This window comes from Pseudomonas sp. SMN5 (assembly GCF_052041925.1).
In the GTDB taxonomy this organism is placed as follows: Bacteria; Pseudomonadota; Gammaproteobacteria; order Pseudomonadales; family Pseudomonadaceae; genus Aquipseudomonas.
The window spans coordinates 140095-152764 of sequence record NZ_JBKGGX010000015.1 but is presented as its reverse complement, the minus strand read 5'-3'; the positions used below and the strand labels follow the sequence as shown (position 1 = coordinate 152764).

Below are 12670 nucleotides of genomic sequence, written 5' to 3'. Positions count from 1 at the left end.
ATCGAGGAGGTGGCGCTGGAGCTGCTGGCCGAGAACGAAGACTTGCGCAAAGAGCGCGACAAGCTGGCCGAGGACAAGCAAGGGCTGCTGGAAGATTTTGCGGGGTGCCTATGACTGATTACACCGAGCTGAAGCGGCTGGCTGAGGCTGCATTGCGCAACTGGCCAGACAGCAAGATTTTTGAGCGGCCTGAGTGTGAGCGGTTCATCGACGCGGCGCGCCCGGATGTTGTACTGGCCCTGATCGCCGAGAACGACCGGCTGAACGCAGAATGCAAGCAGCTGATCCTGCTGGAGTGCCACGGCGGCACCGCCCAGGCAGCGATCAACTTGCTGGCCGAGCGCGACCAGCTCAAGGCCGAGAACGGATTGTTGCGCCAGTTAGCGATCGATACAGGGCTGGAGTTGAGGAAGGCCTCGAGCTGGATTTGCCGCGAAGTGGAGGCTGGAACCAAGTCCGCGACCCACTGGGCAGTTCGTCTGCGCGAAAGCGCTGACAAGATCGACGCCGCCATGGGCAAGGCGGTGCAGCCATGAGCGATGTATTCGGGATCGCATTCATTGTTCTCTGCCTGTTGCTCATACTTCAAGGAGGGCAGCCATGACCGACAAGATCAGCGTCAACTGCCAGGCCAAGCTCTCCGAGGCCATCACCAAGCTCAGCACCATGTACCGGGACAAGAAGTTCGTGGTTGTGTCCCTACGCCCGGGCAAGGACCGCACGCTAGACCAGAACGCCCTGTGGTTCGCGATGTACAAGCGGATCTCGGAAATGACCCAGATCGGCGACCCGGCGGACGCCCGGCGATACTGCAAGCTCCACATCGGCGTCCAGATCCTGCTCAACGAGGATTCCGGATTCCAAGCGGCCTGGTACCAGGTCATGCGCCACCTGCCATACGAGACGAAGCTGGCGATGATGGGCGAGTGCAAGCTCTTCGGGCCGGATGGCTTCCCTGTGACCAGCCTGTTCAATCGCGCCCAGGGCGTCCAGTACACCGACCGCATCGTCGCCTACTTCACCGGCCAGGGTGTGGTGTTCTCCGACCTTCTGAGCGAGGTGGCGGCATGAACCACAACTTCAAGCCGGGCGACCTGGCGATGATCGTGGGCGCCTTCAATGTTCCTAGCAACATCGGGCAATCCTGCGAACTGATTGAGTATCTACAGCCTGAAGCTATCAGCGGCTGGGTCGACCCAAGCGACGGGCTCCATCTCCAGAACTCCGCAGGCTCGCCAGCATGGCTCGTTGTAGGGGATGGGCTTAGATCTTGGTGCGGTGCCTCTGGGTGGGTTTTGGCAGATGAGCGACACCTAATGCCCCTTCGCGGCGACTTCGCCCCCGAGCAGCAGAAAGCCAAGGAGGCCGAGCCATGCGCGTAGCCCTCAAGGAGAAGAAGGCGCCCAGGCCGAAGAAATGCCGCGTCGAATCATGCAGGGCCTCTTTCGTCCCTGCGCGCCTGGGCCAGGCCGTATGCAGCCCGGCCTGCGCAATTGCCGACGCCGCGACGAACAAAGCCAACCAGGAGAAGGCCCGCAAGTCCCTGGCCCAGGTCCAGCGCCGGGAGATCAAGGTCCGCAAGGAGAAGCTGAAGAGCAGGGCGGATCATCTCCAGGACACGCAGCGCGCATTCAACGCCTGGATTCGCGCCCGTGACGCCGGCCAGCCCTGCATCAGCTGTGGCACCACAGCAGACGTCCAGTACTGCGCCGGGCACTACAGGACGACTGCTGCCTCTCCAGAGCTTCGCTTTGAACCCCTGAACGTCCATTTGCAATGCAATCGCAACTGCAACATGGGCAAGTCCGGGAACCTGCTTGGGTATCGGCCTCGGCTGATCGCGAAGATCGGAATCGAAGCCGTCGAGTGGCTGGAAGGCCCGCATGAACCGAAGAAATACACCGTCGAGCAACTGAAGGCGATGACCGCCGAATACCGGGCCAAAACCCGCGAACTCAAGAGGGCTGCAGCATGATCTATCGAGACGTTATTTCCGCAGTAATTCGTGCGTTGGCGTCCGAGACGATCAACAGCGCCGGCGGTTGCGACTACACGCCAAAGGTACAGGCCAATAAGCTCAAGGGCGAGATTGTGGGGAAGGAAGCGGCATTCCTCACCGATTGCTGGGTGTTTGGACGACTCCATTCTTCCCTCGCACCGAAGCACTGGACGGCCTTGAACGCCTGCTACTCGACGCATATGGCCTCGAAGGTGGGGGCCATTGGCCGAATTGTGTCGCACGTGTCGTCACCGGCGCCGCGGCTGTTCCTGACCAAGGCGGTCACAGCCTGGGCATATCCGCAGCTTGGAGGTGCCGAGCGTAGGCCCGCCGGGAAGGTGTTGCTTGAGATTGAGGAAGATGCTCCAGAATGGAGGAAGGCAGCGACAGCCAAGGCGCAGAAGGCAATCAGCGCCAAGTTGAAACAGCGTCATGAGGCGCCGTGCGAAGGAGTGATCATTCTCCCGGCGCACAACTACGACATGAACACTTGGGACCTTGATGGCACGCCGGAGCGCACGCGTCGGGATTGGCGCCGAAAGATCTTCAAGGGCCTGGACAAGCTGGTCAATGAGGCGCTGCTCGAGGCTGGTGAGATACTGACCAAGGAGGGTGTTTTCTTCGATGATCAAGATGCTGCATAGAGGGCCTTGACAGGGCCTGCCGGTTCGCCGATTATTCACCCATCCTGTCATTCCTGCGTGTGTAGGAGTGACAAACAAGAACCCGGCCATCGAGCCGGGTTTTTTATTGTCCAAATGCAGGCGAAAGACCGGAAAGACCCTCCTGCCCATTCGACGTTCGAGGATCTACCGATGACCCACATCACTCGCTGCAAAATGACTCTCCGCTCCAAAGGGCCTGTTCAGGGCTCGACGGAATCGCTGACCCGCCTTCACTTCGGCGCGGTATGGTCGGCCAATCCGGCGGAAGAGGACGCGATCTACGGCAAGTACACACCCTACGGCGAATACGTCGTAAACGTGGCTGCTGATCGCGCCGAGCATTTCGAAGAAGGGAAGGACTACTACTTCGATATCTCGCCAGCTTTCTGATTCACCTGTAGCCAGGACAGCCTTCGGGGCGGCCTGGACGCGGTATAGCCGGAAGTCACGCGTCACGAAAGAACACCGGCAGCCCGCGCACCCTGACCTCACATGCTTGCGGGGTGGCGCGAGACTGGAGCGGCGAGATCGATGCATAGGGGCGTCGACGCTGTGAAGGTCTTTGGCAGACAGCTCGGAAAGACGAGCGCGTTATGCGGATATCGAGCCCGGCGGAAACGTGCAGGGGTAACAGTCATCGTGGGGACTGGAGGGAAGCGCCACGACGGTGACCTGAAAGGGTCGCAATCCGCACCTATTCAGGGCCTCGACATTGATCGGGGCCTTTTCGTTTCGGGCAATGCCCAGGCCGACGCAGGCCATTTTTTCTTCTGGAGTAGCGATGGATCCTACCGACCTCGGCCCAGGCACAGCCACCTGGCTTGGCGGTAGTGCCACTGTCGTTCTGGGCGGCTTGTTGTGGCTGCGAAAATTCCTTTCGAAGGACGCAGCTGACCGGGCAATGGATAACGCCGACATCGGCACCGTCCGCCGGCTGAACGAACTGCTTGATTCCGAGCGCACGGCGCGTAAGGAGGCTGAAGCCCGTGCCGATCAATTCGCGAAAGAGCGAAACGACCTGGCCGCAGCCGTTGGCCGCATGGAAGGGAAAATTGAAGCGCTGACCAGTCAGGTCGCCCAGCTCACAGAGCGAGTGACCCTGCAAAGCGACGAGATCAACCGTCTGCGCACCAAGCTTGGAGGAGTCGTGTGATGGATAGATGCGCGATGGAATTCATCGCCCGCCGGTGGTGGCGCCGAGCAGAAGTCTGGGCTATTGCGATCGTCCTCATTGGTGGTGGCGCGGTGCTCGGGTATCAGGCCTGTTACTGGTCACTGGCTGAGAGCCAGTCCAAACAAATCGAAGACATCCGGAGCGCCTACGCCACCGCTATGGTAGAGCGAGATAAGCGTCTGGATGAGCTCACCCGCAAGACCAGCACGGCCGCCGAGAAGGCGACCAAGGCCGCGACAACCGCTACCCAGGCAGCGGACAAGGCTATTGAAGCAGTGGACCGGGTAAGTCAGTAAGTCGCGACACGTTTCGCGAATAAGCAAATTGTGTCGCGACACGGGGGGGGAGGGATGGAAATCACGATCAACAATCTGAATGGCCGCGCCGAGATTGCGTTCTACGCGGTCGGCGAGTTAGTGCACTCAGAAGTATTCCAAGGCAAGACATCCTCGCCCTATGCGAGAAAAATCACCTTCGAAGGAGAATATGACTCTCACCGGGCGGTGGTTGTGATGAGCGACCTCAATAGTGAGCGGGCCTTCTGCTATGAGGTGGGGTAATTGACGGCAGAAGTCCACGACATTGCCGACCACCGACCGCACCTGATGGTTGTAGCGAGTGACGGCGCCTATGTCATCCCGCGCGAACTGATCCAGTCAGTAATCGACGGTAAGAAGCCTTCCAGCATCCTCACCGAGCTAGTAGTGCGGCGCATCATTGAAGAGTGGCTCCAGGAGGTAACCACATGACCGCGAAGCTTGTTGAGTTCAAGCGCGAGGGATGGCGCGACGCCGCAAAGACGTTGCGTAAGATCGCCGATGACCTTGATGCGGGTGTTCATCCGGAATGCACCGTAGGCGCCTTGACGCTGCTCGGCCCGAAAGGTCAGGTGACTGTATTCGGCCTTGGCCCCAAGTGCGACGACCTGCAATGCCTGGGTGCGATGCGCCTGGGTGAGCAGAAGCTGATTGATGTGCTGCTGGATAGCGTGGACGACTGATGAGGCAATGCCATACTGATTTTTCAACTAATCAGGAGGCATCATGGAGCATCTACCCGTTACCGATCGGCAGGCAGACTTGGTAAGGCGCGCGCCTGAAGAAATTGAGCAAATCAGAAAGCATGCACTCAGCGTTTTTGACAGGCTGAGAAATCTGCTTTCCGGACAATTTGTTCAGGATACATGGGGACTGTCGCTGGTCTCGACCAGCCATGGGCCGCTTGCTGAAATCTCAACGCCTTTCGGTCTTGTTCGGATGGACCTGGTGCCGTTTGTAAACGACTCAGGTGTGCAAGGGCGCTACGTGGTCGAGAAACGGGGAGTTTCCGAAACCGGAGAGGTTTTTTGGCGGCGGATTTGGTCCCTACGCTTGAACACTGATGGGCAAGTGTTCCAGGGTGATGAAATCTCAGGATCTATCCATGCTCGGCTTCGTTTCACGGGGGAAGACATCGACATAACTCGGATAGCGCTTTCCATTCTTTACATGGCCGGGAAAGAAATGTAACGACCTAGTTTTGGTCAGACCGACCCCGCCGCGTGCGGGGTTTTTTATCGAGGGATTGGATGATGAGGCCGTATCCGTCAGCGTCCTTGCTCGAACTGTCGGAGATATCCAACTTCGGGATCCGCCTGACCCCGGCTCCGGAAGTCTGGCAATGGCTCCAAGCAGAAATCCTCGCTGATACCGGCAGCATCCACAACGAAGACCATGCCCATCTGATCGATGCGGACGTGCGAGTCATGTGGGCGTCTGCTGCCTTCACGAAGAAGGGGCGGACAGTCGTCGGCCAGGCCGAACAGGTAGCGTTCCGCGCTGGTGGTTGGCAGAAGGCCAGGATGGAACAGCAAATGCGTGATTGGTTCGGCGATGTGCCGGCCTTCATCATCACCCTGGCTGCCGACTACTGCGCCCAGTGCAGCGATCTGGAGTTCTGTGCCCTGATCGAGCACGAGCTTTATCACCTGGCCCACGCCAAAGACAAATACGGTCAGCCAGCCTTCACCAAGGAAGGCGCACCCAAGATCGAGATGCGCGGCCACGACGTCGAAGAGTTCGTCGGTGTTGTCCGCCGCTACGGTGCGAGCCCTGACGTTCAAGCGTTGGTGGATGCTGCAAACAGTCCTGCCGAGGTGGGAAAATTGAATATTGCGAGGGCCTGCGGAACCTGTCTGCTCAAGTCGGCCTGATCCTTGACAGGACCTTGACGGAATAAACCCATATGGCAGCCCTGAAAGATGAGGTGAAGCGCTTCATTGTGCAGGCGTTGGCCTGCTTTGATACGCCTACGCAGGTAGTGCAGGCGGTCAAGGACACATTCGGGCTAGACGTAACTCGCCAGCAGTGCGAGCTATACGACCCTACGAAGTACGCCGGTCGTGATCTTGGGGTGAAGTGGCGGACAGTCTTCGAAGATACCCGCAAGCGCTTCCGCGAAGACACGGCTGAGATTCCGATCGCCAACAGGGCATTCAGGTTGCGCGGCCTGGGAAGGATGGCTGAGAAGGCCGAAAGCATGCGTAACCTGGCCTTGACCGCGCAGCTTTACGAGCAGGCGGCCAAAGAAGTCGGCGACGTCTACGTGAATCGCCGCCTAGAAACTGAAAAACCCCTGGGCTCCCAGGCGGACCAGCAGCACGCAGTTGCTGAGTACACCCTGGAGCCTGATGAGAATGTCCCGACTACCCCGTACCTATGACCCGCCGGTAAAGCTGACGCCGAAGCAGGCGAACATTTATTGCTGGGGCTTCCAGCCTGAGGCGCGGTTCCGTGATGCGGTTTGCGGCCGACGATTTGGCAAGACATTTCTGGGCAAGGCTGAGATGCGCCGTGCTGCCCGGCTGGCTGCCGAGTGGGGCGTGAGCGTAGAGGATGAGATCTGGTACGGCGCGCCGACGTTCAAGCAGGCCAAGCGCGTGTTCTGGCGTCGGTTAAAGCAGGCCATCCCCGAAGCCTGGCGCGCTCACCGCCCGAACGAGACGGAATGCTCGATCACGCTGAAGTCTGGGCACGTGATGCGCGTGGTAGGGCTCGACAACTACGACAACTTGCGTGGCTCGGGTTTGTTCTTTGTTCTGGTGGATGAATGGGCCGACTGCCCGTGGGAGGCCTGGGAGGAAGTCCTGCGGCCGATGCTTTCGACCTGCCAATACACGATCCCTGGTGTTGGGATGCGAAAGGGCGGGCACGCGCTGCGGATCGGTACGCCCAAGGGCTTCAATCACTGCTACGACACGTACCAGGATGGCCGACCAGGCCATGAGCCTGACCACAAGAGTTGGCTCTACACCTCGCTCGACGGAGGGAACGTCCCTGCTGACGAATTGGAGGCGGCCCGTCGCAAGATGGACCCTCGGACATTCCGCCAGGAGTACGAAGCCAGCTTCGAGAACTATGCCGGCGTTGTTTACTATACGTTCAATCGTGAAGCGAACCGCACCAGCGAAACTATCAAGCGCGGTGAGGCGCTGCACATCGGCATGGACTTCAACGTCATGAAGATGGCGGCAGTGGTGCATGTTATTCGTGACGATTTGCCATTGGCTCTCAGTGAGTTTTTCGATGTGCGCGATACACCGGAAATGATCGAGAAGATCAAGCTCCGCTTCCCGGATCACAGCATCGCGATCTACCCAGACGCCAGCGGCCAGAACACCAGCAGCAAGAGCGCGAGCGAGTCGGACTTATCGCTGCTCAGAAAGGCTGGGTTCACGGTCATTGTGGATTCGACAAACCCAGCAGTGAAGGACCGGGTGAACGCCATGTGCGCAATGTTCGCCAATACATACGGCGAGCGCCGGTACCGGGTGAACGTTGACCAATGCCCCAAGTACACCCAGTGCCTTGAGCGGCAGGTCTACAACGACAAAGGCGAGCCAGACAAGAAGGCCGGCTATGACCACCTGGTGGACGCCCCCGGATACTTCATCGCCAAACGGTACCCGATCAAAACACGCACAGGCGGAACACGCCGAATTGGAGGCTTGGCCTGATGCCAGTGCAATCGACAAATCCAGACTACGACGCGCACATCGCCGAGTGGGAAATGATGGACGACGCGCTCGAAGGCGAGTGTGCCGTGAAGCGCAAGGAGCGCAATTTGCCCAAGCCAAGCGGCATGGTGGAGGCTGAAAAGCTCGACGTGGCGGGTAACAAGTACCTGTACCAGAACTACACCGATCGCGCCCAGTATGAGCACTGGGTTCGGGACTCGCTGCGTTCGATGATGGGGCTGGTCTCCCGGCTGATACCTGAAATCGAACTGCCCGGCGGCCTGAAAGGGCTGGAGGACAATGCCACGGCGGACGGCTTCGGGCTCAAGCAGCTGTTCTTGCGCATGGTGCGCCAGGCCATTTCCCATGGTCGGGTACCGCTGGTGGTGAACGTCGACGACCGCGGCGACCCGTACTTCTCGACCTACGCAACGCGCAACGCCATCAACTGGGACACCGCCGACCAAGGCGGCCGGCAGGATCTGGTCCTCTCGGTGTTCCGTGAGTTCCGTAAGAAAGGTGGCGATCGCTACAGCCATGACTGTGACACGGTGTTCCGCGAGTTCTTCATGCAGGACGGCGTCTGTCGTACCGCTGTTCGAAACGAAGGCGGGGAGTTGGTCGAGGATGAAAAGCCCCTGGGGACCACGGGCACAGACAATCGTCTGATCAAGGGTCTTGGCTACCTACCGGTGATCTACTGTGGATCCACGGACAACTCCCCTGAGGTCGATGAGGTGCCGCTGCTGACCATGGCGCGGGCCGCGCTGAAGTCCTACCAGCTCAGCGCTGACTACTTCACTGCTCTGCACCAAACCAGCCATCCGCAACCGTGGGTGTCTGGCCTGGATGAGTCGGTGGAGCTGTCCGTGACCGGGCCGTCGGCCGCGTGGGATCTCGGGCCGACCGGACAGTGTGGTTACCTGGAGTTCCAGGGCGCCGGGATTGAAGCTGTGCGCAAGGCCATGGACGACCAGAAGAACGCCGCTCTTGAAGCCGGCGCCAAGGTCATGGACGTGAGCGGCACAGAGTCGGGTGAGGCACGCAAGACGCGCCAGAACGATCAGCACGCGACGTTGCACAGCATTGTCGTCACGGTTGCCGAGGCGCTGGAGCAGGGACTTCGGTATGCCGCCGAGTGGAAAGGCTACGACCCCAAGCAAGTCAAGTTCACGGTTAACCCTGAGTTCGTAACGCCAGTGGTTGACGCCCAGGTCCTTGCCGAGCTGCTCAAGGGCGTGATGGCTGGCACGATCAGCGCCGACACCTACTGGCAGTACCTGACCACCGGCAAGTTGCCGGAGCGCCCCTACGAAGAAGAGGCCGAGCTGATCAGCGATGAGCGCGAATCCGCCGGCATCAACCTGGACAAAGACGATGCCGACGGCAAACCTGGAACAGGCGGACAGCCAGCTACTGGAGCAGACGACCCGTCACTCGGTGATGATCGAGCGGCTTAAGGCTGGCGAGGTCAAGAAATTCGAGAAGTACTTGCGCCAGATCGACAAGTTGGTGCGGGACCAATTGACCCGAAAGGAGCTGACCACCTACAGCCGGGACCGCCTTGAGCAGTTCCTGGCCCGGGTGGACGGCAAGTTGTTGGAGATCTACAAGGCCTATGACGACCTGGTGCAAGCTGACCTGGTGGACATCGCCCTGTATGCGTCGACTTTCGAGGCCAACAGCCTGAGCAATGCTCTGTCCATTGACGCGGTGGTACCGAGCAATGCTGTGATTCGCGCAGCGGTATTCTCCTATCCGTTGCAGGTGAAAGGCATCGATGGCGGGAAGATGCTCAAAAGCTTCGTTAGCGGCTGGACGCGCACGGAGACGATGCGTGTCACCAACGCCATCCGGCTTGGCTTCGGCCAGGGCCAGACGAACGCCCAGATCATTCAGGCGATTCGCGGGACTGCGGCGCAGAACTTCACGGACGGCATCCTGGCGGTGAGCAACCGCAACGCGGCCTCGGTGGTGCAGACGGCAATCCAGCATGTGGCGACTACGGCGCGCATGGAGACGCTGAAGGCTAACAGCGATGTTGTGATGGGTTACCGCTGGGTTTCAACGCTGGACCGCAAGACCTCGCAGCAATGCAAGGGCCTGGACGGCATGCGGTTCGATCTTGGTAAAGGCCCGCTTCCGCCGGCGCACATCAGATGCCGATCCACGACGGTGCCAACCACCAGATTGTCGGAGCTGTTCGCCAAGGACGCCACACGCGCCTCAGTGGGCGAGAACGGCGGGGCCCAGGTGGACGCCAGCCTGAATTATTACGAGTGGCTGGCAACGCAGCCGGCGAGCTTCCAAGATCATGCCCTTGGCCCGGTCCGAGGCAGGTTGTTCCGCGATGGCGGCCTGACGCCGGAGAAGTTCGCCAAGCTGCAGCTCGACAAGTCGTTCAAGCCACTGACTCTGGCGCAACTCAAGGCCGCAGAGCCTGACATGTTCACCCGGGCAGGCGTTACACTCGACGCTCCACCAGGTTGAGATAGCCGATGCAGATCATCGTTGAGGACGGGAAGGGCAGACCCGATGCCAACAGCTTCGTACCACTGGAGAAGCTGACCTTCTACCGCGACTACTACGGGTTCCGGATACCTGAAGCGGAGGTGGAGCAGGTTGAGCTTCTGCTGCGCGCTGCTGCCGACATCAATGCTCGCCAGTGGAAAGGGCGCAAGGCCAATCCAAACCAGGCAATGGCTTGGCCCCGGCGTGACTGCAAGATTGAATACCAGACGCTTTCCGAGACGTTCGTGCCCTTTGAGCTTGAATGGGGTCAAGTGCGGCTGGCAGTCGAGTTGTACGCAGATGAGCAGGGTTTTCAGATCGAAGAGCCGACGCACTGCACCGAGCCGAACGGCCGGCGAGCTAGACTCAATCGCGATACGCCAGGCTTTCGCATGCGCCCGCCGCCATACGCGTCGAGCAGAACGCAATTTGCCGATTACCTGGTCATGCGCGGGCTCTCAATAGTCCGATAAAACACGGAATTCACACCAAACCGCCCAATGGGCGGTTTTTTATTGCCTGCAAAGCGGGCCGACCAAACCCAAGGGGTGCACCAAGTGGCAGACGAAAACCAGATTGATCTTGAAGACCCGGCAGTGAAATCGGCCATCGCAGCAGCGGTGGAAGCGGCAACTCTGGGCCTGAAGAACAAAAACACCGAGCTGCTTGGCTCGCTCAAAACGACCAAAACTGAGCTGGAAGGCTTCAAAACCCAGTTCGAAGGCCTGGACATCGATGCGGTAAAGGGGTTGCTGAACAAGGTCGGCCAGGATGAAGAGACCAAGCTGATCGCAGAGGGCAAGCTCGACGAGGTCATCACCCGTCGCACCGAGCGCCTGCGCACCGACTACGACAAGCAGTTGGCAGCCCAAAAAGAACGCGCCGACAAGGCCGAAGCCTTCGCCGCAAAGTACAGCGACAAGGTACTAGCCGATTCCATCCGCGCTGCCGCCATCAAGGCCGGCGCGCTCCCTGAGGCTGCGGAGGACATCATCCTGCGAGCCCGGGGCACTTTCAAACTCAGTGAAGACGGCGAAGCGATCGCCACCGACCGTGATGGCGAGGTCATCTACGGCAAGGACGGCAAAACGCCTCTGTCACCGCTCGAATGGGCGGAATCGCTGCGTGAAACAGCAACACACCTGTGGCCAAGGGCTCAGGGTGCCGGGCAGACCGGTGACAACGGTGGCAAGGCCACGAAAAAGTGGGGTGAGTACACGGAGTCCGAGCGTGCTGCGCTGGCCCGCGACAACCCCGAAGCGTTCCAAAAACTCTTGGCCACCAAAGGAAACTAATCCATGGCAACGACCCAACTGGCGGACATCTTTGTCGCCGACTATTACGGCACTATCGCGCCGGTCAACTCCCCGGAAAAGACTGCGGTCTTCGAGTCGGGGATCATCGTCAAATCGCCTGAACTGGACGCCATCGCGCAGAACGGCCAGGGCACCTCGGAAATCAGCTACTGGCAGGATCTGGACGCTGACGAAGAGCCCAACATCTCGAACGACAACCCGGATGACCTGGGCGAAGTCGGCAAGGCTGAGCAGGGCTCTATGCGTGCCCGGACTCTCTACCTCAACAAAGGCTACGGCGTCGCCGACCTGACGTCCGAGTTGGCTAACTCTGAGCCGATGCAGCACATCCGCAACCGCTTCGGTACCTACTGGACCCGTCGCTGGCAGCGTTATCTGCTCGGCGCGGCCCGTGGCGTGATTGCTTCGAACATCGCCAACAACAGTGGCGACATGGTGGTGGACGCCGGCGCGACTATCAGCGCTGGCGCCTTCCAAGATGCTGCATTCACCTCCGGTGACGCTGCTGACGTGTTCTCCGCGATCGGTGTGCACTCTGTTGTGATGAACCAGATGGTCAAGCAGGATCTCATCGAGTATCTGCGCGACTCCGAAGGCAAAATCATCCTGGCAACCTACCTGGGCAAACCCGTCTTTATGGACGACAGCCTAGTGTATGGCGCGGGGCGCTATCTGTCGGTGTTCTTCGGTCAGGGTGCATTCGGCTACGGCGAAGGGAAGCCAGCCGTTCCGGTCGAGCTTCAACGCAAGCCCGATGGTGGTAACGGTGGCGGTGCTGAGGTCCTGTGGGAGCGCAAGACCTTCATTCTGCAGCCTGCGGGCTTCAGCTGGAAAGGCAGCAACAATCAGAACCTCAGTCCGACTGCCGCGCAGTACGCGAACGCCGCCAACTGGGAGCGCGTATTCGACCGCAAGCAGGTTCCGTTTGCCGCCGTGATCAGCGGCACTGCCACCCCGTAATCTAACTGAGGCAGGGCGTCTCCGGACGCTCCTGCTGCATGGGAGCAAATC

General features: G+C 59.8%; 19 protein-coding genes. All 19 read left to right on the top strand.

The features are described from left to right. Window positions 1–110 precede the first annotated feature (110 nt). The 19 genes from ACLEJR_RS17120 to ACLEJR_RS17030 all read left to right on the top strand — a co-directional run bounded on the left by ACLEJR_RS17120 (window position 111) and on the right by ACLEJR_RS17030 (window position 12619). Window positions 111–536, top strand: coding sequence for a hypothetical protein (locus tag ACLEJR_RS17120; protein WP_440815287.1), 426 nt, complete (start codon window positions 111–113; stop codon window positions 534–536). Between the two features lie 64 nt (window positions 537–600). Further along, window positions 601–1071 (top strand): hypothetical protein, encoded by a 471-nt coding sequence (locus tag ACLEJR_RS17115; RefSeq protein WP_440815285.1) that lies wholly within the window; start codon window positions 601–603, stop codon window positions 1069–1071. Window positions 1072–1372: 301 nt separating this feature from the next. Continuing rightward, window positions 1373–1975 carry a recombination protein NinG gene (locus tag ACLEJR_RS17110; RefSeq protein WP_440815283.1) on the top strand — a complete coding sequence of 201 codons (603 nt, stop codon included), beginning with the start codon at window positions 1373–1375 and terminating at the stop codon, window positions 1973–1975. Continuing rightward, window positions 1972–2643, top strand: a complete 672-nt coding sequence (locus ACLEJR_RS17105; protein WP_440815282.1) for a hypothetical protein — start codon at window positions 1972–1974, stop codon at window positions 2641–2643. Before ACLEJR_RS17110 ends, ACLEJR_RS17105 begins: the two co-directional genes overlap by 4 nt. A 171-nt stretch (window positions 2644–2814) precedes the next feature. Then, window positions 2815–3054, top strand: coding sequence for a hypothetical protein (locus ACLEJR_RS17100; protein WP_157284026.1), 240 nt, complete (start codon window positions 2815–2817; stop codon window positions 3052–3054). Window positions 3055–3445: 391 nt separating this feature from the next. Beyond that, window positions 3446–3817: a chemotaxis protein gene (locus ACLEJR_RS17095; protein ID WP_072410762.1), complete on the top strand. Its 372-nt coding sequence runs from the start codon at window positions 3446–3448 to the stop codon at window positions 3815–3817. After that, complete coding sequence (locus tag ACLEJR_RS17090; protein WP_440815279.1) at window positions 3817–4134, top strand: hypothetical protein; 318 nt, start codon at window positions 3817–3819, stop codon at window positions 4132–4134. The genes ACLEJR_RS17095 and ACLEJR_RS17090 overlap by 1 nt, the downstream gene beginning before the upstream one ends. A gap of 54 nt (window positions 4135–4188) precedes the next feature. Further along, entirely contained in the window at window positions 4189–4398 is a 210-nt protein-coding gene (locus ACLEJR_RS17085; protein ID WP_440815277.1) for a hypothetical protein, read from the top strand. Further along, on the top strand, window positions 4399–4587 hold the full coding sequence (locus ACLEJR_RS17080; RefSeq protein WP_440815274.1) for a hypothetical protein: 189 nt from the start codon (window positions 4399–4401) through the stop codon (window positions 4585–4587). It abuts the gene before it with no gap. Continuing rightward, window positions 4584–4838 carry a hypothetical protein gene (locus ACLEJR_RS17075; RefSeq protein ID WP_440815271.1) on the top strand — a complete coding sequence of 85 codons (255 nt, stop codon included), beginning with the start codon at window positions 4584–4586 and terminating at the stop codon, window positions 4836–4838. Before ACLEJR_RS17080 ends, ACLEJR_RS17075 begins: the two co-directional genes overlap by 4 nt. Window positions 4839–4881: 43 nt before the next feature. Then, window positions 4882–5346, top strand: coding sequence for a hypothetical protein (locus ACLEJR_RS17070; RefSeq protein WP_440815269.1), 465 nt, complete (start codon window positions 4882–4884; stop codon window positions 5344–5346). A gap of 59 nt (window positions 5347–5405) precedes the next feature. Beyond that, window positions 5406–6029: a putative metallopeptidase gene (locus tag ACLEJR_RS17065; protein WP_440815266.1), complete on the top strand. Its 624-nt coding sequence runs from the start codon at window positions 5406–5408 to the stop codon at window positions 6027–6029. Window positions 6030–6061: 32 nt separating this feature from the next. Then, window positions 6062–6538, top strand: a complete 477-nt coding sequence (locus ACLEJR_RS17060) for a DUF2280 domain-containing protein (RefSeq protein ID WP_440815264.1) — start codon at window positions 6062–6064, stop codon at window positions 6536–6538. Further along, window positions 6513–7832 (top strand): terminase large subunit domain-containing protein, encoded by a 1320-nt coding sequence (locus tag ACLEJR_RS17055; protein WP_440815262.1) that lies wholly within the window; start codon window positions 6513–6515, stop codon window positions 7830–7832. Before ACLEJR_RS17060 ends, ACLEJR_RS17055 begins: the two co-directional genes overlap by 26 nt. Then, entirely contained in the window at window positions 7832–9292 is a 1461-nt protein-coding gene (locus tag ACLEJR_RS17050; protein WP_440815260.1) for a DUF4055 domain-containing protein, read from the top strand. The genes ACLEJR_RS17055 and ACLEJR_RS17050 overlap by 1 nt, the downstream gene beginning before the upstream one ends. Further along, on the top strand, window positions 9210–10322 hold the full coding sequence (locus tag ACLEJR_RS17045) for a minor capsid protein (protein WP_440815257.1): 1113 nt from the start codon (window positions 9210–9212) through the stop codon (window positions 10320–10322). Before ACLEJR_RS17050 ends, ACLEJR_RS17045 begins: the two co-directional genes overlap by 83 nt. 8 nt (window positions 10323–10330) lie before the next feature. Next, on the top strand, window positions 10331–10816 hold the full coding sequence (locus tag ACLEJR_RS17040) for a DnaT-like ssDNA-binding protein (protein WP_440815256.1): 486 nt from the start codon (window positions 10331–10333) through the stop codon (window positions 10814–10816). Window positions 10817–10900: 84 nt separating this feature from the next. Next, window positions 10901–11638, top strand: coding sequence for a hypothetical protein (locus tag ACLEJR_RS17035; RefSeq protein ID WP_440815254.1), 738 nt, complete (start codon window positions 10901–10903; stop codon window positions 11636–11638). A 3-nt stretch (window positions 11639–11641) separates the two neighbouring features. Continuing rightward, entirely contained in the window at window positions 11642–12619 is a 978-nt protein-coding gene (locus tag ACLEJR_RS17030) for a major capsid protein (RefSeq protein ID WP_440815252.1), read from the top strand. The last annotated feature ends 51 nt before the right edge of the window (window positions 12620–12670 follow it).